The 23,825-nt window shown below is 70.6% G+C and carries 31 protein-coding genes and 1 tRNA gene; 24 read left to right on the forward strand and 8 right to left on the reverse strand.

The genetic code is table 11. The features are described 5' to 3' along the window. The first annotated feature begins 1 nt into the window (after nt 1). The 17 genes from Q5762_RS07450 to Q5762_RS07530 all read left to right on the forward strand — a co-directional run bounded on the left by Q5762_RS07450 (nt 2) and on the right by Q5762_RS07530 (nt 12,371). Complete coding sequence (locus Q5762_RS07450) at nt 2-280, forward strand: hypothetical protein (RefSeq protein WP_315891193.1); 279 nt, start codon at nt 2-4, stop codon at nt 278-280. Then, entirely contained in the window at nt 280-789 is a 510-nt protein-coding gene (locus Q5762_RS07455; protein WP_315891194.1) for a hypothetical protein, read from the forward strand. Before Q5762_RS07450 ends, Q5762_RS07455 begins: the two co-directional genes overlap by 1 nt. 14 nt (nt 790-803) lie before the next feature. Further along, on the forward strand, nt 804-1,223 hold the full coding sequence (locus tag Q5762_RS07460; RefSeq protein ID WP_315891195.1) for a hypothetical protein: 420 nt from the start codon (nt 804-806) through the stop codon (nt 1,221-1,223). After that, nucleotides 1,217-1,537 carry a hypothetical protein gene (locus Q5762_RS07465; protein ID WP_315891196.1) on the forward strand — a complete coding sequence of 107 codons (321 nt, stop codon included), beginning with the start codon at nt 1,217-1,219 and terminating at the stop codon, nt 1,535-1,537. The genes Q5762_RS07460 and Q5762_RS07465 overlap by 7 nt, the downstream gene beginning before the upstream one ends. Then, entirely contained in the window at nt 1,534-1,887 is a 354-nt protein-coding gene (locus Q5762_RS07470) for a minor capsid protein (RefSeq protein ID WP_315891197.1), read from the forward strand. Before Q5762_RS07465 ends, Q5762_RS07470 begins: the two co-directional genes overlap by 4 nt. After that, a complete protein-coding gene (locus Q5762_RS07475) occupies nt 1,880-2,317 on the forward strand; it encodes a minor capsid protein (protein WP_315891198.1) in 438 nt (145 codons plus the stop codon). The genes Q5762_RS07470 and Q5762_RS07475 overlap by 8 nt, the downstream gene beginning before the upstream one ends. A 64-nt stretch (nt 2,318-2,381) precedes the next feature. Continuing rightward, the gene (locus Q5762_RS07480) at nt 2,382-2,858 is read left to right on the forward strand and encodes a phage tail tube protein (RefSeq protein WP_315891199.1); all 477 of its coding nucleotides are present in this window, start codon (nt 2,382-2,384) and stop codon (nt 2,856-2,858) included. Beyond that, nucleotides 2,855-3,319, forward strand: coding sequence for a hypothetical protein (locus Q5762_RS07485; protein WP_315891200.1), 465 nt, complete (start codon nt 2,855-2,857; stop codon nt 3,317-3,319). The genes Q5762_RS07480 and Q5762_RS07485 overlap by 4 nt, the downstream gene beginning before the upstream one ends. A 144-nt stretch (nt 3,320-3,463) precedes the next feature. Then, nucleotides 3,464-5,947 carry a hypothetical protein gene (locus tag Q5762_RS07490; protein WP_315891201.1) on the forward strand — a complete coding sequence of 828 codons (2,484 nt, stop codon included), beginning with the start codon at nt 3,464-3,466 and terminating at the stop codon, nt 5,945-5,947. Between the two features lie 12 nt (nt 5,948-5,959). Then, a complete protein-coding gene (locus Q5762_RS07495; protein ID WP_315891202.1) occupies nt 5,960-9,280 on the forward strand; it encodes a hypothetical protein in 3,321 nt (1,106 codons plus the stop codon). A 10-nt stretch (nt 9,281-9,290) separates the two neighbouring features. Continuing rightward, on the forward strand, nt 9,291-9,725 hold the full coding sequence (locus Q5762_RS07500; RefSeq protein ID WP_315891203.1) for a hypothetical protein: 435 nt from the start codon (nt 9,291-9,293) through the stop codon (nt 9,723-9,725). A 64-nt stretch (nt 9,726-9,789) separates the two neighbouring features. Continuing rightward, nucleotides 9,790-10,611 carry an N-acetylmuramoyl-L-alanine amidase gene (locus Q5762_RS07505; protein WP_315891204.1) on the forward strand — a complete coding sequence of 274 codons (822 nt, stop codon included), beginning with the start codon at nt 9,790-9,792 and terminating at the stop codon, nt 10,609-10,611. 13 nt (nt 10,612-10,624) lie between these two features. Beyond that, the gene (locus tag Q5762_RS07510; RefSeq protein ID WP_315891205.1) at nt 10,625-10,852 is read left to right on the forward strand and encodes a holin; all 228 of its coding nucleotides are present in this window, start codon (nt 10,625-10,627) and stop codon (nt 10,850-10,852) included. Nucleotides 10,853-10,864: 12 nt separating this feature from the next. Beyond that, nucleotides 10,865-11,212 (forward strand): hypothetical protein, encoded by a 348-nt coding sequence (locus tag Q5762_RS07515; protein WP_315891206.1) that lies wholly within the window; start codon nt 10,865-10,867, stop codon nt 11,210-11,212. A 113-nt stretch (nt 11,213-11,325) separates the two neighbouring features. Continuing rightward, nucleotides 11,326-11,859, forward strand: coding sequence for a collagen-like protein (locus Q5762_RS07520; protein ID WP_315891207.1), 534 nt, complete (start codon nt 11,326-11,328; stop codon nt 11,857-11,859). Nucleotides 11,860-11,892: 33 nt separating this feature from the next. Next, nucleotides 11,893-11,968 (forward strand) — tRNA-Met (locus Q5762_RS07525). 151 nt (nt 11,969-12,119) lie between these two features. Further along, nucleotides 12,120-12,371, forward strand: coding sequence for a hypothetical protein (locus tag Q5762_RS07530; RefSeq protein WP_315891208.1), 252 nt, complete (start codon nt 12,120-12,122; stop codon nt 12,369-12,371). Here the strand turns inward: Q5762_RS07530 and Q5762_RS07535 are convergent. After that, nucleotides 12,368-13,405 carry a helix-turn-helix transcriptional regulator gene (locus Q5762_RS07535; RefSeq protein ID WP_315891209.1) on the reverse strand — a complete coding sequence of 346 codons (1,038 nt, stop codon included), beginning with the start codon at nt 13,403-13,405 and terminating at the stop codon, nt 12,368-12,370. The two genes, Q5762_RS07530 and Q5762_RS07535, sit on opposite strands and share 4 nt — an antisense overlap. Before the next feature lie 783 nt (nt 13,406-14,188). On the opposite strand from Q5762_RS07535, the gene Q5762_RS07540 reads away from it, so the two are divergent. After that, nucleotides 14,189-14,341, forward strand: coding sequence for a hypothetical protein (locus Q5762_RS07540; RefSeq protein ID WP_315891210.1), 153 nt, complete (start codon nt 14,189-14,191; stop codon nt 14,339-14,341). A 42-nt stretch (nt 14,342-14,383) separates the two neighbouring features. Here Q5762_RS07540 and Q5762_RS07545 read toward each other — a convergent pair whose 3' ends face one another. Both Q5762_RS07545 and Q5762_RS07550 read right to left on the reverse strand, forming a co-directional pair. Next, the gene (locus Q5762_RS07545; protein WP_315891211.1) at nt 14,384-14,641 is read right to left on the reverse strand and encodes a helix-turn-helix transcriptional regulator; all 258 of its coding nucleotides are present in this window, start codon (nt 14,639-14,641) and stop codon (nt 14,384-14,386) included. Between the two features lie 360 nt (nt 14,642-15,001). Beyond that, the gene (locus Q5762_RS07550) at nt 15,002-15,973 is read right to left on the reverse strand and encodes a WYL domain-containing protein (protein WP_315891212.1); all 972 of its coding nucleotides are present in this window, start codon (nt 15,971-15,973) and stop codon (nt 15,002-15,004) included. A 99-nt stretch (nt 15,974-16,072) separates the two neighbouring features. Here Q5762_RS07550 and Q5762_RS07555 point away from each other — a divergent pair, with 99 nt between their 5' ends. Then, nucleotides 16,073-16,468 carry a RidA family protein gene (locus tag Q5762_RS07555; protein ID WP_315891503.1) on the forward strand — a complete coding sequence of 132 codons (396 nt, stop codon included), beginning with the start codon at nt 16,073-16,075 and terminating at the stop codon, nt 16,466-16,468. Nucleotides 16,469-16,488: 20 nt separating this feature from the next. Here Q5762_RS07555 and Q5762_RS07560 read toward each other — a convergent pair whose 3' ends face one another. Beyond that, nucleotides 16,489-17,118, reverse strand: coding sequence for a hypothetical protein (locus Q5762_RS07560; RefSeq protein WP_315891213.1), 630 nt, complete (start codon nt 17,116-17,118; stop codon nt 16,489-16,491). A 176-nt stretch (nt 17,119-17,294) separates the two neighbouring features. On the opposite strand from Q5762_RS07560, the gene Q5762_RS07565 reads away from it, so the two are divergent. From Q5762_RS07565 to Q5762_RS07575, 3 genes are read left to right on the forward strand one after another with little or no spacing between them, the layout of a single operon-like run. Then, nucleotides 17,295-17,801, forward strand: coding sequence for a MarR family transcriptional regulator (locus tag Q5762_RS07565; RefSeq protein WP_315891214.1), 507 nt, complete (start codon nt 17,295-17,297; stop codon nt 17,799-17,801). 2 nt (nt 17,802-17,803) lie between these two features. Continuing rightward, entirely contained in the window at nt 17,804-18,253 is a 450-nt protein-coding gene (locus Q5762_RS07570) for a MarR family transcriptional regulator (RefSeq protein ID WP_315891215.1), read from the forward strand. 25 nt (nt 18,254-18,278) lie between these two features. Then, nucleotides 18,279-19,451, forward strand: coding sequence for a hypothetical protein (locus tag Q5762_RS07575; RefSeq protein ID WP_315891216.1), 1,173 nt, complete (start codon nt 18,279-18,281; stop codon nt 19,449-19,451). A 15-nt stretch (nt 19,452-19,466) separates the two neighbouring features. Here the strand turns inward: Q5762_RS07575 and Q5762_RS07580 are convergent, their stop codons facing one another. The 3 genes from Q5762_RS07580 to Q5762_RS07590 form a co-directional block, all read right to left on the reverse strand. Continuing rightward, nucleotides 19,467-19,958 carry a GNAT family N-acetyltransferase gene (locus Q5762_RS07580; protein ID WP_315891217.1) on the reverse strand — a complete coding sequence of 164 codons (492 nt, stop codon included), beginning with the start codon at nt 19,956-19,958 and terminating at the stop codon, nt 19,467-19,469. Further along, nucleotides 19,955-20,464, reverse strand: coding sequence for a hypothetical protein (locus tag Q5762_RS07585; protein ID WP_315891218.1), 510 nt, complete (start codon nt 20,462-20,464; stop codon nt 19,955-19,957). Before Q5762_RS07585 ends, Q5762_RS07580 begins: the two co-directional genes overlap by 4 nt. 83 nt (nt 20,465-20,547) lie before the next feature. Continuing rightward, nucleotides 20,548-21,504: a LysR family transcriptional regulator gene (locus Q5762_RS07590; RefSeq protein WP_315891219.1), complete on the reverse strand. Its 957-nt coding sequence runs from the start codon at nt 21,502-21,504 to the stop codon at nt 20,548-20,550. Nucleotides 21,505-21,736: 232 nt separating this feature from the next. Here Q5762_RS07590 and snpA point away from each other — a divergent pair, with 232 nt between their 5' ends. After that, nucleotides 21,737-22,393 (forward strand): snapalysin, encoded by a 657-nt coding sequence (gene snpA / locus Q5762_RS07595; RefSeq protein WP_315891220.1) that lies wholly within the window; start codon nt 21,737-21,739, stop codon nt 22,391-22,393. Between the two features lie 139 nt (nt 22,394-22,532). Then, nucleotides 22,533-22,991 carry a group II truncated hemoglobin gene (locus Q5762_RS07600; RefSeq protein WP_315891221.1) on the forward strand — a complete coding sequence of 153 codons (459 nt, stop codon included), beginning with the start codon at nt 22,533-22,535 and terminating at the stop codon, nt 22,989-22,991. A 70-nt stretch (nt 22,992-23,061) separates the two neighbouring features. Here Q5762_RS07600 and Q5762_RS07605 read toward each other — a convergent pair whose 3' ends face one another. Continuing rightward, nucleotides 23,062-23,481 (reverse strand): DUF6304 family protein, encoded by a 420-nt coding sequence (locus Q5762_RS07605; protein WP_315891222.1) that lies wholly within the window; start codon nt 23,479-23,481, stop codon nt 23,062-23,064. Nucleotides 23,482-23,825 lie beyond the last annotated feature (344 nt).

Raw genomic sequence — 23,825 nt, forward strand, 5'->3', positions numbered from 1 at the left:
CATGGCCATCTACCAGCGCACGAACGGCGGGCACGTCGCCGAGAGCCTGCGCCCGATGCCGGACAGCGAGGAGGCCGTCGAGCTCGAAAACCTCGCAGCCAACCCCGCATCCGGCTGGCGCCGCGTGGACGAGGAGCCGCCGGCGCCCGCCGGGCCGCCGGCCAAGTCCGCGTCCAAGGGCGACTGGGTGGCCTATGCGGTCGCCCAGGGCGCGGACGAGGCCGAGGCCGAGAAGACCACGAAGGACGAGCTGATCAGCGCGTACGGAGGTGAGGGCTGATGGCCGTGACCTCTGACTTCGGGATCCGGGCCAGCGTCCGGAACACGAAGGCGTCGGACCTGACGACCACCGCCGACGTGCTCGACTTCGTCCGCGGTGTCCATCTGGAGAGCGGCACGACCGCGGGGAAGGCCGACAAGGTCTTCCACGACCAGCGGACGCTGGCCGCGTCGGCGTCGGAGGATCTCGACCTCGCGGGTGTCCTCACGGACGTCTACGGCGCCGCGATCACCTTCGCCAAGATCAAGTACATCGCCGTCTCAGCGGCGGCCGGGAACACGAACAACGTCCTGGTCGGTGCCGCGTCCGCCACCCAGTTCGTGGGCCTGCTCAACGCGGCCGGTGTGATCACCCTTCGGCCGGGCGCGACGTTCGCGGCCATGTCCGGGGCGGCTGACGCCACCGGGATGGCGGTCACCGCCGGTACTGGGGACCTGCTGAAGATCGCCAACTCGGCCGGATCGACGTCGGTCACGTACGACATCGTCATCGTCGGCACGAGCGCCTGAGGGAGGTGGCCGTCGTGGCCAGGGTCTACGCGACCAGCCCCCAGTACGAGACGTACACCGGGGACACGGCGCCGGCGGACATCACGATCCGCCTGCGCCGTGCCTCCCAGTTCCTGGACGCGGCGGTGTTCCGGCTGTGCTGGTACGAGGTCGACGACACCGGGATGCCGACCAACGAGTTGGTGCTCGCCGCGTTCGCTGACGCCTGCTGCGCGCAGGTGCAGTGGGGCATCGAGGTGGGCGACGTTACCGGCGCGGCTGCGGTCGGCTGGAGTGAGGTCGAGATCGGGACGGCGAAGCTGCGGCGCAGCGACACCGTCTCCACTGGGGACCAGGCGCCGGGCCGGCAGATCGCCCCGGCGGTCTGGGACGCTCTCCGTTCCCCGGACCTCACTCGGGATCTCTTCGTGCTGGGGCTGGTGGTCTCGTGCTGACGGTCCTTCCTGGCCTGCTGTTCGGCCGCGAGGTGACCGTGGAGCCGTACCTGGGGTCCAGCTCGATCGGGCCCCGGTACGGCCCCGCAGTGGCCGTGGCCTGCTTCCTCGACCAGCAGTCGCGGACCGTGCGGGACAAGACCGGCCGCGAGGTGACCTCCTCGTCGACGTTCTACGCCCGACCCGGGCTCGTCTGCCCGGCGGAGTCCCGCGTCACCCTGCCCGACGGCCGGAAGACCACCGTGATTGCCCGGCTGGACCGGGACGGCGGCGGGATGCCGACCCCGGATCATGTGGAGGTGCAACTGCTGTGAGCCAGTACACGCGGTTCCGTCCGGGGAACGCCCAGCGGCTGTGGACGTCGCGCGGGCGCAGGCTCGCGGGCGAGGGACTTCAGCGGGGCCTGGAGCATGTGCTGTTCGAGGCGAACAAGCTGGTCCCGCTCGACGAGGGCACCCTTGAACGCTCGGGCCGGGTCGTCCGGGACGGCCTGAACGGCGCGATCACCTACGACACCGTCTACGCCCGCAGGCAGCACGAGGAGCTGACCTGGAAGCATCTCCCGGGCCGGTCGGCGAAGTACTTGGAAATCCCCATGAACCGCGAGCGGGAGACCGTCCTCCAGCTCATGGCGGTCGACATCAGGCGGTGGTTCCGTGGATGACGAGCCCGAACTCCTCGACGGCCTCGCCCGCTTCCTCGCGGAGCGGGGCCTCGTCACGTACACCAGCGGTGGCGGCGAAGGCGAAGACTGCTTCCTGGAGGACATGCCGTCCAGCCCGGACGAGGCGGTTGCCCTCACCATCTACGACGACCGGGTAGAGCCCGACAGCCTGCTCCCGTACGACGAGCCCCGCGTGCAGCTCCGCGTACGGGGAACCACCGACCCTCGGGTCTCCCGCCGCCGGTGCGCTCGCATCCGGTCCGAGCTCCACGGCCTTGGCTCCGTGACCCTGCCCGACGGCACGGAGCTGATCCTGTCGGTCTGCATCCAGGGCGCCCCGGCGTCCATCGGTGTCGACGAGAGCCGCCGGCACGAGCACGTGGCGAACTTCCGCATGGAGATCCGCAACCCCACGACGCACCGAGTCTGACCCCACCACCTTCGAGCCCGCAGCCGTTCCGGCCGGGGGCTCTTCGTCATGCCCTGGAGGAGACATGGCCGCCGAGAAGTACAACGCTCGCGATTGCGAGTTTGAGATCGAAGACAAGCTCAACCCCGGCACCTGGACGGCGTTCCGCACGGCCGAGGGAGGCAGCGGCGAGGGCGGCATCAACACGTTCTCCAAGAGCCGCGAGTACGAAGCGACCGACACGACGACGTTCGGCTCCGACGGCGACGCCGAGACGCAGAACATGCAGATCGGCAAGTCCCTCACCCTGGAGGGCTTCCGCCTCAAGGACCCGTCGACCGGGGCGCTCGACCCGGCCATGTCGCTCGCCGAGCTCCAGTCCGAGCGCAAGGGCAACGACTCTCTGTGCGGCTTCCGCTTCGCCGCCCCCGGAGACAGCACCTGGGAGGTCTGGCAGGCCACCGTTCAGCTCGGCGACGAGGGCGGCGGCAACAACGACAAAGTGTCGTGGAGCGCTGTGTTCACTCGCTCCGGCTCAGCGACGACGGCGGCCAAGGCGTGACCGCCCGCAAGGCCGAGTCGTGGGATGCGTTCTGGGCTGAGGTCCAGGGCGCTGGCACCGAGGTCATCCGTGGCGTTGAGGTCCCCATCCCCACGGACGTCCCGCTCGCCATGGAGATGCGCCTCAAGGACCTGGAATCCGACAGCTCCGAGGAGGCCATCCGGGAGATGGTCGCCCTGCTCTTCGGCGACACCGTCCTCGACCAGTGGATCGACGCAGGCATGGGCCTGATGGAGTTCAAGACCGTCATCGCCTGGGGCATGGCCCATGCCACCGGCACGAAGGTGTCGTTCCGCGAGGCGTACGACACCGTCGTAGCGGCGGAGGCTGACGAGGGAAAAGCCCCGAACCGAGCCGCCCGCCGAGCCGCCTCGAAGCCGCGGTCCGCGAGCACTGGTGGGCGATCGAAGCCGACTTCCAGCGCGAGTACCAGCTCGGCCCGCACGAGATCGCGCGCCTGACCCGCCGCCGCTTCCACGCCCTCCTCGGGGGCCTCTCGCCGGAGGCCGCGTTCCGGCGCGTGGCGGGGGACGAGCTATCGATCGTCGACGACCCCGACCTGATCCGCGCCGCACTGCGGCGCACCTGACCCGAGAGGGGGCCGCATGGCTGGGCTGACCGTCGGCGAACTCACTGCTCTCATCGACGCGGACGACTCGGGCATGCGCCGCGGCCTGTCGGACGCCGACCTGCGGATGCGGGGTTTTCAGCGAGACGTTGAGGGCCGCCTGCGGCGGCTCGACGGCCGGTTCGTGTCGACTGGCGAGCTGATCGCGGCTGGGCTGCGCACGGGCACCGACGAGGGTCGGCGCTTCGGCCTCAGCCTGGGTGGCCTCGGCGGGATGGTGGGGAAGCTCGGCGGGCTGGCCACGTCCATCGGCGGGATCGCGGCCAAGCTCGGCGCGGCTGTGCCGCTGGCGGCCGGTCTGGCTTCGGCTGTCGGCAGCATCGCCCCGGCGGCCGGGCTGGCAGCGAGCGGCCTGTTCGCGGTCCAGCTGGCCACGAAGACGCTGCAGCTCGGCATGGTGGGCGTCGGCGACGCGGTCTCGGCGGCTCTGGACCCTTCGAAGGCTGAGGAGTTCAACGAGGCGCTGAAGAAGCTGTCGCCCAGCGCGCGGGCGTTCGCGCTCCAGGTCAAGGCTCTCGCGCCTGAGTTCCGTGAGATTCAGCAGATGGTCCAGGAACGCATGTTCAAGGGCCTGGACAAGATCCTCAAGGAGATGGGCAAGACCACCCTGCCCATCCTCAAGAACGGGCTCAGGGTCACCGCTGGCACGTTGAACCTGGTGGCCAAGAACATCGGCAACGTGGCCATCGGACTGTCCAGGTCCGGGGCGCTGGGGCAGGCGATCTCCGGGGCGAACAGGGGCTTGAACAACCTGGCCCACGTGCCCGGAGTTCTCGTGCAGGGGCTGACTCAAGTTGCGGCCGCCGCGGGGCCCTCGTTCGCCAAGCTGACCGCTGCGGCTGGCGGCGCGTTCGAGCAGCTCAGCACGCGGATGGCGGACGCGTTCGCCGACGGCCGCATGCAGGCCGCGATCGAGCGGGCTGTGTCCCTCCTGGGGGATCTGGCCGAGATCGCGGGGAACGTCGTCTACATCATCGGCTCCGTCTTCTCCGCCGCGCAGGTGTCCGGCGGCGGGCTGATCGGCATGCTGAAGGAGCTGACCGGCCAGATCGCCGATGCCTTCGCTTCCCCGGAGGCCCTGGGCGGCTTGAAGGCGATCTTCGGTGTGATGGCGCAGATCGGGAAGTCGGTCGGCCCGATCCTCGTGTCGCTGCTGAAGACCCTCGGCCGCGTCTTCGAGGTCCTCGGGCCGCCGGTCGAGGAGCTCGTGAGGCACCTCGGCGCCGGGCTGCTGAAGATCGCGGATGCGTTGGGCCCGGTACTCGTCGAACTGGCCAAGGTCGTCGGGCTGATCGTCGAGGCCGCGCTCCCGTTCGTCGACCTGGCCGCCGACCTGGTCGCCTCGATCCTCCCCGCGCTGGTCCCGCTGTTCGCATCGTTCGGCGAGGTCGTCAAGGCGGCGGCCCCTTTCCTGGCGCAGCTCGCCCAGACGGCTGGCGCCGTACTCCTGCCGATCCTGAACACTTTGGCCACGCAGGTGCTGCCCAAGCTCCTGCCGCCGTTCGTCGACATGGCCAACAGGATCTTCCCGCTCCTGACCGAGGTACTGGTCGGCCTGACGCCGAGCCTGACGGACCTCGCGCTCGCCTTCGCCGACCTCCTTGTGGAGGCCGCTCCGCTGGTCGTGAAGATCATCGAAATGGGCACCGCGCTCCTCGAAGACCTGATGCCCTACATCGGCCCGATCATCGCCCTGATGACGAAGCTCACGGCCGGGGCCCTCACCGCGCTCGCCGACTTCATCACCCGCTACGTCATCCCCGCCGTGAAGGCGTTGGGCGCTCTGCTCTCCGGAGATTTTTCCGGCGCCCTGGAGCACGTGAAGACGTTGGGCCGCAACTTGGCGACGGACTTCGCCAACAGCATCACGCGGATGCGGGACCGCTCCTCCCAGGCCCTCAGCCAGCTCCGAGACTGGGCATCCCGCCGCGCCACAGAGATGGCCACCAACCTGGGCCGCTCGGTATCGAAGGCAGCCAACGACACCATCAACTGGTTCCGCGGGATCCCGGGCCGAATCAGGAAGTCGTTCAGCGACCAGGGGAACCTGCTGTACGGCGCCGGGCGCCGCATCCTCCAGGGCCTGATCAACGGCGTGAAGTCGATGATCAGCAGCCTGCGGGCCGAGTTCTCCGGGATCACCAACATGATCCCGGACTGGAAGGGCCCGGCCGACGTCGACGCCCGCCTGTTGCGGCCCGCCGGACGGCTGGTCATCGGGGGTTTCCAGCGCGGCATCTCCGATCAGGTGCCTGCCCTTCAGCGCCAGTTGCAGGGCATCACCACGAGTCTGCCCGGCATGACCATGGGCGGCCCGACCGGCGGCGGCTACGCGGGCGCGGGCGGGCCCCAGCGCGTGGTCATCGAACTGTCCGGCCCGCGGGAGATGCGGGAACTGATCCGCGGCATCGTCCAGCGCGACGGCCGCGGCGACGTCCAACTCGCCTTCGGGCAGTACTGACAAGGAGGCGCCATGCCGGTCCCCGACGCGCGCGTCGAGCTCCAGATCGACGGCACATGGACCGACGTCACCCACCACGTCGTCAAGAGCGACGGGATCAAACTGTCCCGTGGCCGCTCGGACGAGGGGCGTGTCGTCGACCCGGGGGCCGGCAGCCTCACCCTGTTGTCACCGGGCGGCCTGTACTCCAACCGGAACCCGAACAGCCAGTACTACGAGAAGTTGCCGCGTAACACCCCGATCCGGATCTCCACAGTGGCTGGGGAAACCGTGCTCGACGTGCCTCAGGGCGTGGCAGGCCGCGCAACGACCCCTGACCACGCGTCGCTGGATATCACAGGCGACATCGACGTCCGGATCGACATCACTCCGGAGGAGTGGGGCGGATCGCACGGCGGCTACGAGCTGTTCGGCAAGTACCTGACCACCGGCAATCAGCGCTCTTGGCGATTCATGATCACGGGCGAAGGCGAAGCCCTCTTCACCTGGTCCACCAACGGAAGCACCATCACAGAACGGCGCTCCACCCTGCGTCTGCCGTTCGGCCCCGGAAAGCGTGCCGCCCTGCGTGTCACCGTCGACGTCGACAACGGCGCCGGCGGCTACACGATCACCATGTACACCGCCGCCACCATCGACGGCACGTGGACGCAGTTCGACCAGCTCGTGACCACCGCCGGAACGACCTCGCTCTTCAGTTCCACCGCGGCGCTGGAGATCGGCGACATCACCACCGTCTTCTTCGCCAACGTCGGCCGCCGTATCCACGCCGTCGAGGTCCGCAGCGGCATCGGCGGCACGGTCGTGGCCAGCCCCCGGTTCGATCAGCAAGCGGCCGGCGCCACCAGCTTCACCGATTCCGCCGGCCGTGCGTGGACCATCGACAACGGCGCCACGATCACCGACCGCCGTACCCGGGTTGTCCACGCGGTGCCCCACTGGCCGTCGCATTGGCACACCAGCGGCCACGACGTCCGCGCCCCGATCCAGACCGCTGGACTTCTGGGACGTCTGGGGCAGGGCAGGAAGGAGCTCGCATCGACGCTGCGGCGCCGGATCCCCTCCTACAGCCCGCTGGCGTACTGGCCCCTCGAAGAGGCCGAGGAGGCCACCCAGGCGTACTCGCCCATCGACGGCGTCGCCCCGATGACCGTCACGGGCTTCACCTTCGGCCAGGACGACAGCCTCGCCGGATCCGGTCCACTGCCCGCGGTCGCCTCAGGCGGCACGATGCGCGGCACCGTGCCCCGCCAGACGTCGGGCACCGGCTGGATGGTCGAGATGATCTACAACATGTCGTCCGCGCCCGGGTCGGACCAAGAGGTCTTCTCCTGGCGCACCGACGGGTCACTGAAGCGGTGGCGCATCCTCATGCGCAGCGGTGTGGCAACGGTGCAGGCCATCGACTTCGAGAACACTGCACTGGTCAACCAGGCAATCGGCATCGGAGCGGACCTCTTCCAGGGCTGGAACCGCCTTCAACTGCGGGTCTTCCCTGCCAGCTTCAACGTCCTCGACTGGACCGTCACCTGGTACAACGTCGGCGGTGTCGCCGGTGAATTCAGCACCACCACCTCCGCCGAGCCCGGAATCATCACCCAGATCAACACGCCCTTCGGCACCCTGCCAGACCTGAAGGTCGGGCACGTCTCGGTGTTCGCATTCGACGACGGAGACGATCCAGCTGCGCCGTACAACGGCGCAGATGACGGCTTCAACGGAGACACCGCCACAGAGCGCGTAGCTCGGCTGGCCTCCGAGGAAGCCCACACGGTGTCCGCGAGCATCTACGAAGGGGACCCGGGCCGCCCTTCCACGCAACTGGGCCCTCAGCGTCAGAAGAAGCTGTTGGACTTGCTCCAGGAGGCGGCAGACGCCGACGGCGGCATCCTCTACGAGGACTCCGCGCGACTGGCCCTGGTGTACCGGGACCGGCAGAGCATGGAGAACCAGACCCCTGCGCTCGTCCTCGACTACGCGGGCGGGGATGTGGCGCCCCCGTTCGCGCCGACGGAGGACGACACGCGTCTGCGCAACGACATCACGGTCAGCCGCGAGAACGGCTCATCCGGGCGCGCCGTACTGGAGACCGGGCCGCTCTCCGTCGACGAGGTCGGCCTGTACGACGAGGCCGTCACCCTCAATCTGTACGCCGACGACCAGCCGCTCCAAGTCGCCGGGTGGCGCCTGCACATTGCCACGTGGGATGAGGCCCGCTACCCAACGGTGCGGATCATGCTCCACCACCGGCCGGACCTCATTCCGGCGGTGACCGCGCTCCAGGTCGGTGACCGCATCCGGATCGAGGACACACCCTCGACGATGCCTCCCGGCCCGGTCGACCTGATCGTGCAGCGCATCGACGACGACATGCAGCCCCACCGCTGGGACGTCGCCCTCATCTGCTCCCCGGCGGGCCCGTGGACGGTCGGCGTCCTCGATGACCCGGTACTCGGTCGGGGCGACACGGACGGCTCGGAGCTGATCGCAGCTGTTACGGACACGGCCACGCTGCTGCCGGTGACGGCGACCGCGGGCCCCAAATGGATCCAGGACCCGGCGGAGATGCCGTTCGACATGCAGTTCGGCGGAGAGGAGGCCACAGTCACCGCGGTCACGGGCGTGGCGCAGGACGCGTTCACGCGGAGCGTCTCCAACGGGTGGGGGACGGCCGACTCCGGGCAGGCGTGGGCCACGGCCGGCGGCACCGCCGCCAACTTCAGCGTCAACGGGACCGTGGGGCAGCACTCGATCACGACGCTCAACGCCCCCCGGGCCACGACCATTGCGATCGTCTCCCCGGACGTCGACGTGACGTTCGACTTCGCACTTTCCGTGGTCCCCACCGGCGACAACGTGTTCATCCAGTCGATGGCGCGCCGGGTCGACAGCTCGAACTTCTACAACGCCCGCGTGCAGATCGCTGCGGGCGGCGCAATGACGCTGTCCATCCGCAAGACCGTCGCGGGTGTCGACACCCAGCTTGCGACCTTCGCGACCGGGCTCACGTACGTCGCGGCCACGCTGTACCGGCTGCGGTTCACGGTGACCGGCGACGCCCTGTCGGCCAGCATCTGGCTCGCGAGCGGCACGCCGCCGCCGGCCCCGCAGGCGACCGCCACGGACTCCGCATTCACGGCTGCCGGATCCGTGGGGTTGCGGACGCAGGCGGGCGCCTCGCTGTCCAACGTCCTGCCCGTCACGGTCTCGATGGACAACCTGGCGAGCACTCCGCAGCTGATGACGGTGACCCGCTCCGTCAACGGCATCGTCAAGGCCCACTCGGCGGGGACGGCTGTCCGCCTGGCCCAGCCCATGATCGTCGCCCTGTAGAGGAGGAACCATGGTCTACACGCCCTTCCTGGCGGGCGAGACCGTCACCGCCGGAAAGCTGAACACTCGGCTGGTCGAGGAGGTGATGGAGTGGACGCCCTTCGCTTCGATCGGCTCTTTCGCCACGAACTTCACCGCGTCGGGCTCGGACGCCCCCCGAATGCGGAAGGTCCGGATCATGGGGGAGGAGCGCTGGGAGTACGAGGGCCGGATCCAGGTGGCCGCGCTGGCCGTCAACACCGACACCCTCGCGTTCACCTTCAACACCGGCTACAGGCCCGCGTTTGAAAAGGGCTGGCCGCTCGTTGGCGCGGCCAGCGCGTTCTACTCGGTCCGCTGCACCTTGCAGACCAGCGGCCAGCTGCGCGTCGGCGTCCCGACGGCCGCCGGGGCCAGTACAAACGCGATCCTGCTGAACGGCATGTACATCGACAACCCCGTCTGACCCGTCCTACTTCCGTGCGCCCCACGCCTGTTGGCTGGGGCTTTCGTCATGTCTGGAGGCCCTCATGGCCATCATCCGGCGCTCCCAGTGGGGCGCGCCCGCCACCAGCCCCGCCAGCTACATCGGCTCCACGCGCGGCGTGAAGGTCCACTACCTGGGCACCGCGTACTCCTCGCGCCCGCACGCCGAGTGCGCCGCATACGTCCGCCAGATCCGCGCCTCGCACCTGGCGAACAAGACGGAGAACTACGTCGACATCGCGTACAACTTCCTCGTCTGCGAGCACGGCGACGTATTCGAGGGCCGAGGCGCCCATAAGCGGACCGGCGCCAACGGCACTGCCGCACTCAACACCCAGGACTACGCGGTCTGTGCGCTGCTCGGCTCGTCCGGGCTGACGAAGCCCACCGAGGCCATGCTCCACGGCCTCCGTGACGCGATCGAGGAGCTCCGCGCCAACGGCCGCGCAGGCTCCTGGGTAGGCGGCCACAAGGACGGGCACCCCACCTCGTGCCCCGGGGACGCGCTGTACGACTGGGTGCAGCGGGGCGCCCCTCGGCCGGCGACCGCTGCGGAGCCGAAGCCGACGCCCGGCCCGAAGCCGTCCGTGGACCTGTCGAAGCTGGTTGCCGCGGCGAAGGCTGACCCGCCGAAGCGCGGTACGCCGGTGTCGTACTACGGCACGAAGACGGTCGAGAGCGCGCTCGTTGCCGAGGGGCTGCTCGCCCGCGATGTCGCGGACGGCCACTACGGCACCGCCACCGTGCGGGCGTACGCGGCGTGGCAGCGGAAGTGCGGCTACAAGGGCGCGGACGCCGACGGCATTCCCGGCCCCGAGTCCCTCAAGAAGCTGGCGACGAAGCGCGGCTTCACCATCACCCCCTGATCGGAGAACCTCCATGTCTCGTCTCGTCCTCGACACCGTCGAGCGCGTCGCTGGTACGTACGCGGTCGCGTTCCTCGGCCTGCTCCTTGCCGACGGCTTCGACCTCACCAGCCTGTCCGCTGTGAAGGCCGCCGCGATCGCTGCGATTCCCGCCGGCCTGTCCGTGCTGAAGGCCGCGGTCGGCACGCTGATCGGTGACAAGACCACCGTCGGCTGGGTCACCAAGAACACGCACGTCTGATCGGAGTAGGGCGTGACGACTGACCCGACTCTCGGCGAGGTGATGCGTCGCCTCGAAGATGTCCGCCAGGACTTGAAGGAGGACTTCCGGGAGCTGGGCTCCAGGCTCGACGGCAAGGTCTCGATGGAGCGGTACCAGCTGGAGCAGCTGGCCCGCGAGCAAGCCGAACGCCTGTTGGCCGAGCGGGTCACGTCCATCGAGAACGCCCGTGAGCAGGAGAAGGAGAAGAAGCAGCAGGACGACCAGCGGGCCATCGACCGGCGGGCAGCCGACCGGCGTCTCCTGTTCAGCGCGCTGATCGCGCCGGTGCTTCTGCTGCTCCTCACCGTGTACATCCAAGCCCGGGGGGCCGGAGCGTGAGGCGACATACAAGCACCACGACTGGCCCTCGGCGGCGGGGGGATCTGGCGTTCTGGCTGACGGCGGCCACGATGCTGGCGGGGTTCGTGTTCGTGATCCTCACGATGCAGGGCATGGCGCGCGATCTCCGTGCTGCGAACGACGCCCGCGACCAGCTGGCCGCGCAGGTGGAACGCCTCGGCGCCTCGCCGGTCGCGGGCCCGCCCGGGTCACGCGGCCAGCCGGGGCAGAGCATCGAGGGCCCGCCCGGCCCGCAGGGTGAGCCCGGCCCGTCGGGGCCGGCGGGTGTCCCGGGGAGCCCGGGCCCGACTGGGTCGCCTGGTCCGTCGGGGAGTCCCGGTGCCGCCGGTACGGACGGTGTCGGGGCGACCGGCGCCGCGGGCCCGACGGGTCCGCCCGGGCCGACGGGTCCCGCGGGTCCGGCGGGTCCGCCGGGCGAGCCGGGGGCGCCGGGGCGGGATGGGTCCGACGGCCGGGACGGAGCCGACGGCACCAACGGACAGACCTGCCCCACCGGGTACTCGCTGCAGCCGCCGCCTGGTGATCCGGATGCACTGGTCTGCCGCCGCGACCAGGCGCCCGCGCCGGGCCCGGTGAAGCGTGCGACGGAGGCGGCGCTCGACCCGGCCCGACGCATCTACCCCTGAACCACGCCCCCTGTCCCAGACGACACGAGCTGCTGCGGGGTAGCTCAACAGGCACAGAGCAGCCGGTTCATACCTGGCTCAGACGCCGGTTCGAGTCCGGCCCCCGCAGCACGACGCCCCCTCTCGCCTTCGGGCGGGAGGGGGCGGTTTCGTCATGTCTGGGGTCGAGACGCCCCGGGCCCGCTACGCTGGCCCGAGCCGCCCCCGAGGCCCGACCCTCGGGGGCGCCGCTGTCAGTGGCCCCGGCTACGATCCCGGCCATGGCGACCACGTACCGCATCACCTACCGAGTCCTCCCCGAGGGCGTCGGCCCCGAAGACTACGAGCCGGCCGACCTGGAGACGCGCATCGACCTGGTCGAGGCGTCCGACCCGGAAGAGGCCGGGGTCATCGCGGGTGAGATGCGGCGGTACCTGCCCAGCTATCAGGAGCTCGGGGCTGCGCTCGGTCCGAAGCTCGCCGTCGGCGAGCACCCGATCATCACGAAGGTGGAAATCGCCACCGAGGCCTAGGCTCGCCGTTCCGCGTCCGCGAGCTGGGCCGCGTAGTGGGCGTAGTCCCGCGGGTACCCCTTCTCCAGGCCGGGCAGTGCAGCGCGGATCCCCTCGGCCGCCGCCGCCCAGTCCCGGCACGCGTACGCCACCGCCGCCGCATCGAGGCGCGCCCGTGTCCCATCGAGCCAGTACAGCCAGCCCGGCCGGTCCTCCTCGTCGGGGACTTCGAGCGCCAGGGCGAGCGCCTCATCCGCAAGACGCCGCGCCCGCGTGCGCTCCCCAAGGGCTGCCGCCGCCAAGGCCGTCTGGTGCGCGGCAGCTGACGCAGCTCCCGGAGACAGGCTGCCGGCCCGAGCTGCCTCGGCAGTCCGTAGCGCGCGTACGGGGTCGCCTCCCTGGAGCGTGTAGTACGACCGGACCCGCAGCACCCATGACGCCATATCGGCGTGGCCGCCGTCGATGGCCCAGCCGTGCGCGAGGCCGAGCCAGGAGAGCGCGGGCCCGGATTGCCGCTCTGCCCAGGCGACCCACGACAGCCAGTGCGCGTGCTCGGCGGCCAGCAACAGCAGCCGGTCGGCAGCTTCGCCGGACGTGTTGGGCAGGAGTCGTGTCACAGCATCGAGCTGGGACTGGACGACCGGCCACAAGCTCTGACCGCCGACCTCATCTTCAGCCCGTCGATGCCGGGCCAGAACCTCGCCGATCCAGTCAGCAGTGCGCAGGTCAGTACGCCCCACGGTGTGTCCGTGGGCGATCCGCTCTTGCAGCTCGGCCGGCGGCGTCCATCCGTCGTGGGTGTGCTTGGCGGCACCGGTCAACTCTGGTGGCACATGCAGCCCTTCGGCAATGCGGGCCTTCAGCTCAGGTGTGGTCACCCGGCGGCGGCCCTTCTCGATAGCAGCGATGTAGGGCTGGGCCACGCCGATCTGTGCCTCCAGGCCACGCTGCGATAGTCCGGCTGCCCGCCGGTACTCGCGCAGGATCGCCGCCCAGTCCTGCTGCGCCCAAGCCGCACGTAGGCCCGGGTCTGCCCAGGGTTCCCGACCACTCATGTTGCGACGATACGCCGGGTGATAACAGGTGCGTATCGCGTCCGGCGGAATGCGTTGCCACGCTGGTGATGTCCCTATCCGAGTCGGGTCGGAAAGAGCATTACATGATGACGATCAAGGTCTACCGGGCATCACCCGGTACCGAGGAACGGCAGCCTGTTGGGGAACCCGTGACGGTGCCGTCAGGTGACCCGGAGCGGTTGAAGGACAACGTCCTGGTGTGGGCGCCCTGCGCCTGCCCTCGCCACCGAGGGAGCGCTCAGTGACCGCGCCCACGAATCCCCGGGTCCTGACCCCGGAGTGCCAGTTGAAGGCCTGCGGCCTGTGCCGCCCCGGCTATGTCGTCACCCCGTCCGGGGACACGGCCCTCAGGATTCGCTGCGACTGCCCCTGCCACCTCACGGGCCGGCCCCAGGGGTGGTCGCGCTGACCGAGTGGCAGCGGCAGACGCTGTACTGCCTGATCGTCCTCGGCGTCCTCGCCGTGATCGCGCACGGCGTCGTCACCCCCTGATCGCCGCCCCGCCCCCGTGCGTCCCTCGTACGGGTGGTCGAGGCGGTTCAGCACAGTGCACACCCGGCAGAAGCACCAGGCTGATGCACGACCTGAAGGAGACCCGCATGGTGCCCAAGCCGCCGTCATGCCCCCGATGCCCGGGGCGGCCGATGCTCTGGAAAGACACGACCCGCATCATCCCGGCCCAGCCGGATCGGTGGCGCTGGTACTGCACCGGCTGTACGGGCGTCTGGGAGCCCACCCCTTCCCAGAAGCAGGAGTTCGCTCATGGGTCACCAGCAGGATCACGCCACGCCGTGCGGTAGGCAGCTGCCCGACGGCGGCCAGTGCCCCGGCACGCGGTCGACCGTGTACGTCTACGACGACCACGGCAACTGCATCAGCCAGCAGATGTACAACTGCAACACCTGCGGCCAGTAGCCGCACCCTGTCCGCCCCGGTCGGACCGTCCCCCGGCCGGGGCTACCTCACCAGCTCGGCGAGCGGCACTCCCAAGGCGTCGGCGATGCGGAGCAGGTGGCCGTAGCGCGGGTCGCTCTCGCCGGCCTCGATGCGCTGGAACGTTCGCCGGTCGATATCGGTCATCTCCACGAAAGCCTCCTGGGTGTGGCCCGCGTGTATGCGGAGGTCGCGGATGCGGCGGCCGAGAGCGCGTCGGCGGTCGTGGACCCAGGCCGGTTGTTCGTGCACTCGACAACGCTCTGAGCTGCATGATCCCATGTCAGCGTCAGCAGTGACGCATTATTTGATCATGACGCCCACCCCTCAGCGGCCGCCCATCTGCCGAGCACCCCCGGCAGGTGGGCGGTCTTTTGCTGTGCAGGCCTGGGAGGGGTGGGAGATTCCATGGGAGATGATCATGGAACGTTGTTACGCGACGCTGCGAGTTCCTGCTAGATACTGCTAGATACCTACACCGGGAAGATGCAGGTCAGCGACATACGGCCAGGTCAGAATCAACTCGGCGAAGGACCCCAATGGAGCGACCGCATCTTCTGGGAGACGAAGAAGGCCTGACCTTCGTCCCCGACGGCACCGCGAGGGCCCGCCCGGCAACCCCGGTCGGGCCCTTCGTCGTGGTCAGGAGTCTCCGTAGCGGGTGGCGAGCGCGGTGGCGCGGTGGTGTAGGGAGGTACGCAACGACCGCGGGGTCAGGGCTTCCGCGTCCGTGCCGAGCTGCCAGAGCGCCCATTCGGCGTGCCGTGAGTCCTGGAAGGTGAGCTCCAGGCGCAGCCAGCCGTCCGCGTCGGGTTCTTCCGCGCGGACGGCCAGCGCGGTGTCCAGTAGCTCCTCCCGCCGCGCCGGGTTCACGCGTGCCAGCACTGTGATGTGGTCGCCGCCGGAGAGAAAGCGCGCGGAGCGTTCCCGCCAGATCCGGTCCAGATCGACCCGCTTCGGTCGCTGTGCCGGTTCGGGGAGTTCCTCGGCGGCCAGCACCCGCGACAGCCGGTAGGTGCGGTCCTCGCCGGATCGCGTGGCCAGCAGGTAGGCCCGGTCTCGTACGGTGACGAGGCCGATCGGGTCCACGGTGCGCCACTGGGGCGCCTGGCCCGTGGCCGCGTAGTGGATGCGCAGTTGGTGCCCGGCGAGCACCGCCCGCCGGACCACGGCCATGGTGGTGTCGGGTACCTCCTCGGTGACCAGCCGGCGTGAGAGCAGGTCGGTCTCCGGGTCGACGAGAAATCGCTGGGCCGCGTCGCCGGCGGTGGCCCGGTGGCTTTCGGGCAGCGCGTCGACCACCTTCCGCATGGCCGAGGCGAGCGCCGAGCCGAGGCCGAACACCTGCTCACCACGCCCCGATCCGGCGGCCAGCAAGGCGAGGGCCTCGTCGTGGTTCAGGCCGGTGAGCTCGGTCCGGAACCCGGGCGCCAACGCGAACCCGCCGTGCCGGCCGCGTTCGGCGTAGACCGGGACGCCGGCCGCGGAGAGCGCCTCGATGTCGCGCAGCACGGTGCGGGTGGATACCTCCAGCTCGCGGGCGAGCGTGTCCGCGGTCAGCCGGCCGCGCTGACGCAGCAGCAGCACGAGTGAGACCAACCGGTCGGCGCGCATGCCAAAACTCTATCGAAATACATGACTAAGGGTGTCGTGATTCGTTGCGAGGCTGGTCACGTACGCACTCCCCATGAATCGAACGGAGCGGACGTGGCGATGGAACGAACGGCGATCAACCCGGTGACGTGGTCGGCGGAGTTGGGCTTCAACCAGGGCGAACTCGTCTCCGGGCACACCCGGACCCTGTACATCTCGGGCCAGACCGCGATGGGCGACGACGGCAAGCCCCAGCACGACGGCGACATGGCGGCGCAGCTGGCGCTGAGCATCGACAACGTGGAGGCCGTGCTCGGCGAGGCCGGCATGTCCCTCGCGGACCTCGTCCGCCTCAACGTCTACACGACCGACGTCGATCTGCTCTTCCAGCACTACGGCGCACTGGCGGCCCGGCTGGGCGCCGCCGGGGTGGCCCCGACCATGACGATGCTCGGGGTGACCCGCCTGGCGCTCCCCGGCCAGCTGGTCGAACTGGAGGGTACCGCCGTCGCGTGATGCGGGTCGCCGCGCCTGTTCTACCGCCTCGGCGGTAGAACAGGCGCGGGCAGGGCAGGCGCGGGCAGGGCAGGCGCGGGCAGGGCAGGCGCGGGCAGGTCGAGGGCGCGAGCGAGAGCTGTGCCTACAGGGTCGGCGTAGTCACAGAGGTGCAGGGCTGCCCATTCGGCGGCCAGGCGGAGGAAGGCGATCAGGTCACGCTCCGCATCGGCGATCAGGCCACGCAGATCGGTGAGGGGCAGCTCGATCACCGGGCTGTCCTGCCGCTCGGCGTCAACGGTCAGCCGCACCACGTCGCCTACGCGCTCGGCGAACGGGGACGGATCATGTCCGAAGGAGGCCCAGCCGGCGCCGTCGATGACCTCAGGCCAATCGCCTCGTTCGTCCAGCCCGTTGCAGCAGCCCGGCGACAGGACGACGCCGGTCGTTGTGTCCGTCACCCGCAGGCCGCCCGGGGCGAAGAGTTCGTCCAGGGTGAGGAGCCCGTGCAGAAAGTGCCCCAGCGGATCGGCAGGCCGCTGGGGTCGGCGGGGCTCACCCTCCAGATCGACGCTGTTGCACTCGGCGATGCGCATGACAGCCGTGCCGACCTCGGCAGCGCCGAGCGCACCACTCAGCGGAAGGAAGCCGTACGCCCCGGACTCGGCCACCGGCCAAAGCGCGAAGCCATCGGTGGCGCAGGTCTACGGGCTGTAGGACGATCACCTGGAGAGTGTGCGGCATCGGCGGCGCAAGCGCAGGTGCCACGCCAACTCCGTTCGTGGAGCGCGGGGTTGGCGTCGGACTTTAGTAGCCATGGCTACTGTAGCCATGTACTGTACTTCCCATGAGCGCTGCACCGGAAGGCCCGACGGCCCCCCATGACTCCGCCCACCCGACCGGGCCTACGCCCGGATTTCTTGTGTGGCGGTTGTCGATGAAGTGGCGGGTCGCCGTAGATCGGGAGCTTGGGGGGCTGGGGCTCACGCACGCCCAGTACTCGCTGCTCTCCTCCCTGTACGGCATGGCCGCCGACGGCGAGCGGCCGAGTCAGCGGCGGCTCGCCGACCACACCGGACTCGAATCCCTCTACGTGTCCAAACTCGTCCGCACGCTGGAGAGTTCGGGCCTGCTCCAGCGCGCCAAGGACCCCGACGACGGCCGCGCGGTCCAGCTCGCGCTCACCCCGCGGGGCAGCGCGATCACCACCGAGGCGATCGGCCTGGTCCAGGAGCTCCTGAGCCGGCTGCTCGCCCCGCTCGGCGGCCTCGACGGGCCCCGCACCGCCGCCTTCGCCGACGAACTGCGGACCCTGCTCGACGTACCCCTCGATCCCTCTCCGAAGGAGTTGTGACCATGTCCACCGCCACCACCCCCAGCGTGAACGGCCAGGTCGTCGGCCTGGCGCACTACGCCACGAAGGCCGTCATGGAGCGGGCAATCGCCCCGTTGGGCCTCACCCATCTGCAGTCCCTGTCACTGAACTTCGTCGCGGCGCAAGGCGGTTCCGCCGCCCGGGGGAGCATCGCCGGCCGCCTTCGGGAGAACCTGAAGATCGAGGAGGCCGCGGCCCTCGCCCCGGTCACGGAACTGCTCGCGGCCGGGCTGCTCGAAGCGGCCGACGGCTCGGACGTCCGCCTGACCGACCGGGGCCGGGCCCTGCAGGAGCAGGCCAGCGGATACGGCGCGGCCATCGCCGCCCGCGTCTACGCCGGCTTCACCCCCGAGGAGCTGGCCACCGCCGGGCGCGTCCTGTCGATCGTCACCGCCCGCGCCAACGCCGAACTCGCTGGTGAGCAGCCCTGACCGACGCGCTCGTTAAGCTGCCGGCATGACCACGCAGTTGCCCCCGCCGCTCACCCTCGACGCCGCCAGGGACCTTCAGAAGATGCTCGGGGCCGAGATCGGGCCGGGGCTCAGCGAGCGTGAACTCGACGCGGTCGAGCGCCGGTTCGGCTTCGTCTTCGCGGCGGACCACCGGGTGTTCCTGTCCGCCGGCCTCCCGCTCGGATCCCGCAGCTGGCCCGACTGGCGGAACGGCGACCCGGAGCGGCTGGCCGAGCGGCTCGCCCAGCCCGCCGAGGGCGTGCTCTTCGACGTGGAGCACAGCGGGTTCTGGCACCCCGACTGGGCTCCCCGGCCGTCCAAGATGTCCGACGCGCTGAGGGTCGCCAAGGCCGCGCTGGCCTCCGTGCCGCAGCTGGTTCCCGTCTACGGCCACCGCTATCTGCCGGGTACGGCGGGCGAGTGCGGCCACCCCGTGCTCTCCGTCCACCAGACCGACATCATCTTCTACGGGAACGATCTCGCCGATTACGTACGGCACGAGTTCACCGGGCGGGCGAGCAGCCTCCCCGCCCGCTCGACCGTCGACTTCTGGTCGTACTTCGTCGGAGGCGGTCCGGGCATCGACGTCACCGCGCCCACGCCCTACACCCCGTACGCCATCACAGCCGACGAGGCGATCGAGTGCCTCCGGATGCTGGTGCTTGAGCGCCTGATCGGGCGCCGGCACCGCCCCGAGCAGCTGATCGAAGCCGGGCTCTCGGCCCTGGTGCTCGATGTCGAAGCCGAGTCGCTCCCGCTGCTCGCCGGTCTCACGCAAGCCGAACACGCGGAGGCCGACGCCCTGTTCGAGCGGGTGGTCGACGAGCTGGGGCTGTCCAAGGGACTGTCCGAGGGGCTGTCCGAGGGGCTGTCCGAGGGACTGTCCGAGGGACTGTCCGAGGGGCTCCCCGCCGAGTCGGCCCGTTGGGAGCTCGTACGATGCTGGCTCGGGCTGATCGTGAACGGCAGCCTGGCACCCGGGCCCGGCGGCGACATCATCACGCACGAAGGCTGGGGCCACCTCGATCGGCCCGAGTCGCTTCGGCCGCTTGTCGACAAGGTCGAGGCGTACAACGGCTGGGCGGCGCTCCGGGACGGCGCACGCGAGCAGCATGCCGCGGCGATCGTCGCGGAGGCCGAGCGGCTGCTCGCCGGCCCCTGGCCACCGCTGCGCTGACCCCCGGGACCGGCGTCAGCGGGGCGGCTCCACCGGGAGGGAGTAGCGGAGCTTCTCCTTCGACGTGGCGCCCAGGCGGTCGTAGAAGCGGATCGCGCCCTCGTTCCACGTCGGCGTCTGCCACTGGATCTCCGTCAGGCCGAGGGACCTGGCCTCGGCCCGCAGCGCCTCCATGAAGAGGGGGCCCAGGCCCAGGCCGCGCTCCGTCGGGGAGAGGAAGAGGCAGTCCATGTGGAGGTACTCGGCGCCGTCCCAGGTGGAGAGCTCCGGGGCGCACGTGGCGTAGCCGACCAGGCGGCCGTCGGGGACCTCCGCCACCAGACAGCGCAGGCGCGGTCGCGCGGAACCGGACCCGGCCACCGACGCCCCGAAGAGCAGGGCCGCCAAACGGCTCGCCAGGCCCGGCGCCGGTGGTGCGGCCTTCTCGTACGCGGCGTGCTCGGCGGCCAGCTCGGCCACGCGGTCGAGGTCCTCCGGACGGGCGTGGCGGACGCGTGCGGCGGTCAACGGAGGTCCCCTTCAAGAACGTCGGCCGCCCACGCCCCGACGCGCTCGGCGGCCGTCCCCGTGCCGTCCAGGACCTGCCGTACGAACGCCTCCCGCTCGTGCGCGAGCACCGCCGCCTCCCAGACGCAGGGCGCGAGGCCCAGCCGCCCCGGACGCAGTTCCTCCGGCCGCCCCGCCGGGCCCGTCCAGATCGCCAGCTCGGACATATGGTCCTCGATCCAGCTGTGTACGAGGACGTAGTCGCCGTCGCCGCCCGCGTGCAGGATCACCACCGCGAGCCCAAGACCGCCCGCACGCCGGCCCAGCGCCAACTGGTCCGCCGCCATCCGCAGGGCGGGCGCCAGTTCGGCCTCGCCGACCGTGCGGCCGGGCGCCTCGATCGCGTACACCTTCGCGAGCTGACCGCCGGCCTCCCGCGTGCCCCACGCCCGAGCGGTCCGCGTGTGGTGCCCAGCCGCCAGCGCCATCAGCGCCGCCTCGTCCACAGGCGTCACACGATCCGTCACACGATCCGCCACGCGATCCGCCGCAGGACCCACCGCCGCATCCCCAGCACGATCCTTGAGGACACCATCCGTCACACCATCCGTCATACCGTCATCATGCCCGGCCCCACTGACATCCCGTTCCGACCGAGCCACTGCCGGTACGGCGCCGCCCGCAGCGCCGCCTCCTGGTAGGCCGCCGCGAGGTCGTCGTACAGCGGGTCGAGCAGCGCCCCCTCGCGCGCGTACAGCAGCAGACGCACCGCCAGCGGGTCGTTCCGTAACGGCTTGATCGCCATGTCCTCGCGCGGCAACGATGTCGGCTGGCAGGGTGCCACCGCCTCGCCGAGCACGATCAGGGAGGCGGCCGTGTGGTAATCGCCGTGCAGCAGCGGCGGATCGATGCCTGCCGCGCTCAGGACCCGCCGCAGCCCGCCCATCTCGCCGTCCACCGTCGGGTCGACCATCCACCGGTCCCCGGCGAGATCGGCCAGCTCCACCACCGGGCGCTCCGCGGCCGGGTGGTCCCGGGCCATCGCGACGAACTGCGGCTCCCGTTCGACCAGGACCCGTTCCTGAAGCCCGTCCGGCACCCGCAGTGGGCAGCCCTCGACCTCGTGGACGAAGGCGACGTCCAGCTGACCCACCGCGACCGACCGCAGCAGGGCGTTCGCGGAGACGTCCATGTGGAGCGCGATGTCCGTGCCGGGGAGCCCCTGCCGCAGCCTGCGCAGCCAGCCCGCCAGGGCCCTGCTCGCGGTCGAACCGACCCGCAGCCTCGGCCCGTCGGAACGGGCCGCCTCGGCCCGGGTCTCGGTGATCAGCGTGGCCATCTGGTCCACCAGCGGCCGGGCCCTGCTGAGCACCGAGCGGCCGAACGGTGTGGGCCGGCAGCCGGTGCGGCCGCGGGCGAAGAGCTCGGCGCCCAGGGAGTTCTCGATCCGGCGCAGCTGTGTCGTCAACGAGGGCTGGCTCATTCCAAGTTGGCGCGCCGCCTTGTGCAGACTGCCCGTCTCCGCGATGGCGCAGAGCGCGCGCAGATGCCTCACCTCCAGCTCCATGCCCCGAGGGTAGGGCGGCACCGGGGGTCACACCAGACACCCAAGTCACACCAATTCCCTGTGATTCCAAGGAAGTTGAGACAGACTGAACGACCGAACGATCGAACCGAACGGACGAACCGAACGAACGACCCATCGACGGCGATGTGTTCGCGCTATCGCCTGTTGCCATCATCCGTACGCACCCCGGCTCCCCCGACACTCTCTCCAACCGACCAGGAGGAGCCCCCCCATGCGACACCCCAAGGTCCTCACCGCCTCCCTCGCCGCGACCCTCGGTCTCGGCCTCGCCGCCGCCCTCGGCGCCGCCCCGGTGGCCGTTGCAGCACCCGCCGGACCGGCCACGACGACGTCCGGATACGCGGCCTACGCCGGGTCCACCGAAGACGCCAAGGCGACCAAGGCCTTCCACGAGGCCGTCATGAAGTCCGTGGCGAAGAAGCGCGCCGCCAACCCCGGCGCCGCCGCCGTCACCGTCGTCTACAACGCCGCCAACGCCCCCACCTTCCGCTCCCAGATCGCCCGGAGCACCCAGATATGGAACAGCTCGGTCGTCAACGTACGGCTGGTGGAGGGCGGCAACGCCGACTTCACGTACTACGAGGGCAATGACTCGCGCGGCTCGTACGCCAGCACCGACGGGCACGGCAACGGCTACATCTTCCTCGACTACCGGCAGAACCAGCAGTACAACTCCACCCGCGTCACCGCCCACGAGACCGGGCACGTCCTCGGCCTCCCCGACCGCTACTCGGGCCCGTGCAGCGAGCTGATGTCCGGCGGCGGCCCGGGCACGTCCTGCCAGAACGCCCAGCCCAACGCCCAGGAGCGGGCCCGCGTCGACCAGCTCTGGCAGAACGGTCTCGCCTCCGCCGCGAAGACCTTCTGAGCCGGCCCTGAAACACGCGGCGGGGTGGACGGCCGCGGCCGGCCACCCCGCCGCGCGCGTGCCGTGGGCGAACATCCTTGGATCCGGGCCGAGTTGTGTGAATGCTGGGAGGACACAACCCGGAACCCGGAGGCGTCACGTGACCGCCGAGCACACGAACACCCTGTACGAGGCGGTGGGCGGCGCGGACGCGCTGCGCCGGCTCTCCGACACCTTCTACGAGGCGGTCCTCGCCGACCCCCTCCTCGCGCCCGTCTTCGCCGACTTCACCGCCGCCCATGTGGAGCACGTCGCCGTCTGGCTGGCCGAGGTCTTCTCCGGGCCCGCCGACTTCACGGCGGAACTGGGCGGGCACCAGGCCCTGCTCCGCGCCCACCTCGGGCTCTCCATCACCGAGGAGCAGCGGCTGCGCTGGATGGAGCTGATGACGGCGGCGGTGGAGAAGGAGCTGCCGGACGACGCCCTGCTGCGCCGCCGGGTGGTGGAGTATTTCGACTGGGGGACGCGGATCGCCAAGGACGTCTCGGCCTCGGCGCCCGGCACGGACCTCGGCGACCCCGGCCCCACTCCCCGCTGGGGCTGGAACGGCCTCGCCTGACGCGCGGGTACGCTCGGGCCGCGCGCGGCCGGCGGTACGGCTCAGGCCGCCCGCGGCGAACGGGCGGCCTTCAGGCCGTCTGCAGCAGCCGGCGGCCGAACGTCGCCCCGGCCGGGAGCTGGCGGCGCACCCGGTCGAGCGCCTCGTCGAAGTCGCCGCCGGCGATGCCCGATTCGAAGGCGGCCCCGCCGTAGTGCAGCGTCAGGCTCAGGTCCGCCCGCTCGCCGAGCGTCAGCAGGCAGCCGAGGGTGGCCTGCTGGTTGACACCGTCCACGACGACGGGAAGCGGCAGGTCCCATTCCAGGACGCACCCGGTGAGGACCTCGCCGCCCTTCTCCGCCGCGCACAGGGCGGCGAAGCTCGCGCCGGTGTACGCGACTCCCCTGATGCGGGCGGACACCTGGCGTCCGTCCACCGTGATCGCGATCGCTTCCGCGCCGCTGCGGTCCCGGTACCAGCCGGTCCAGACTTCTGTCGACTCCGATGACATGCGCGGACTGTAGCGGTCCGGACGGGTCCTCCGCGCGGCCGGTCACCCTGTGGCCGGACTTCTCCCGGTCTCGCCGTTCTTGCCGGTCACGTGCGTGGTAGCGGCTTCCGTTCCGTCGCCGGCAGCGGTGTCCGGGACGGCGTCCCGAGCGTCGTCCGCGGCGTCACCGCCCCCCGGCCGGACATACAGCTTGCATCGCGGATTCCGGCACGGCTGCACTTCCCACTCCGGCACCCAGGCCCCCAGGACCTTGTGCCGCTTCGCGACTTTCTCACGGGGCTGTCCGCAGGCCGGGCACGTGGGCGTGGCCTGCGGGTCCCGTACCGTTCGCGGGGTCTCGCTGC

The organism is Streptomyces sp. P9(2023), assembly GCF_032436795.1.
Taxonomy (GTDB): domain Bacteria; phylum Actinomycetota; class Actinomycetes; order Streptomycetales; family Streptomycetaceae; genus Streptomyces.

Bases quoted from the DNA above. Each gene is read 5' to 3' on its own strand.
- Q5762_RS07450 (WP_315891193.1), top strand. From the start codon at position 2: ATGGCCATCTACCAGCGCACGAACGGCGGGCACGTCGCCGAGAGCCTG.
- Q5762_RS07455 (WP_315891194.1), top strand. From the start codon at position 280: ATGGCCGTGACCTCTGACTTCGGGATCCGGGCCAGCGTCCGGAACACG.
- Q5762_RS07480 (WP_315891199.1), top strand. From the start codon at position 2,382: ATGGCCGCCGAGAAGTACAACGCTCGCGATTGCGAGTTTGAGATCGAA.
- Q5762_RS07490 (WP_315891201.1), top strand. From the start codon at position 3,464: ATGGCTGGGCTGACCGTCGGCGAACTCACTGCTCTCATCGACGCGGAC.
- Q5762_RS07495 (WP_315891202.1), top strand. From the start codon at position 5,960: ATGCCGGTCCCCGACGCGCGCGTCGAGCTCCAGATCGACGGCACATGG.
- Q5762_RS07500 (WP_315891203.1), top strand. From the start codon at position 9,291: ATGGTCTACACGCCCTTCCTGGCGGGCGAGACCGTCACCGCCGGAAAG.
- Q5762_RS07505 (WP_315891204.1), top strand. From the start codon at position 9,790: ATGGCCATCATCCGGCGCTCCCAGTGGGGCGCGCCCGCCACCAGCCCC.
- Q5762_RS07510 (WP_315891205.1), top strand. From the start codon at position 10,625: ATGTCTCGTCTCGTCCTCGACACCGTCGAGCGCGTCGCTGGTACGTAC.
- Q5762_RS07520 (WP_315891207.1), top strand. From the start codon at position 11,326: ATGGCGCGCGATCTCCGTGCTGCGAACGACGCCCGCGACCAGCTGGCC.
- Q5762_RS07530 (WP_315891208.1), top strand. From the start codon at position 12,120: ATGGCGACCACGTACCGCATCACCTACCGAGTCCTCCCCGAGGGCGTC.
- Q5762_RS07535 (WP_315891209.1), bottom strand. From the start codon at position 13,405: ATGAGTGGTCGGGAACCCTGGGCAGACCCGGGCCTACGTGCGGCTTGG.
- Q5762_RS07540 (WP_315891210.1), top strand. From the start codon at position 14,189: ATGGGTCACCAGCAGGATCACGCCACGCCGTGCGGTAGGCAGCTGCCC.
- Q5762_RS07545 (WP_315891211.1), bottom strand. From the start codon at position 14,641: ATGGGATCATGCAGCTCAGAGCGTTGTCGAGTGCACGAACAACCGGCC.
- Q5762_RS07550 (WP_315891212.1), bottom strand. From the start codon at position 15,973: ATGCGCGCCGACCGGTTGGTCTCACTCGTGCTGCTGCTGCGTCAGCGC.
- Q5762_RS07555 (WP_315891503.1), top strand. From the start codon at position 16,073: ATGGAACGAACGGCGATCAACCCGGTGACGTGGTCGGCGGAGTTGGGC.
- Q5762_RS07565 (WP_315891214.1), top strand. From the start codon at position 17,295: ATGAGCGCTGCACCGGAAGGCCCGACGGCCCCCCATGACTCCGCCCAC.
- Q5762_RS07570 (WP_315891215.1), top strand. From the start codon at position 17,804: ATGTCCACCGCCACCACCCCCAGCGTGAACGGCCAGGTCGTCGGCCTG.
- Q5762_RS07575 (WP_315891216.1), top strand. From the start codon at position 18,279: ATGACCACGCAGTTGCCCCCGCCGCTCACCCTCGACGCCGCCAGGGAC.
- Q5762_RS07590 (WP_315891219.1), bottom strand. From the start codon at position 21,504: ATGGAGCTGGAGGTGAGGCATCTGCGCGCGCTCTGCGCCATCGCGGAG.
- snpA (WP_315891220.1), top strand. From the start codon at position 21,737: ATGCGACACCCCAAGGTCCTCACCGCCTCCCTCGCCGCGACCCTCGGT.
- Q5762_RS07605 (WP_315891222.1), bottom strand. From the start codon at position 23,481: ATGTCATCGGAGTCGACAGAAGTCTGGACCGGCTGGTACCGGGACCGC.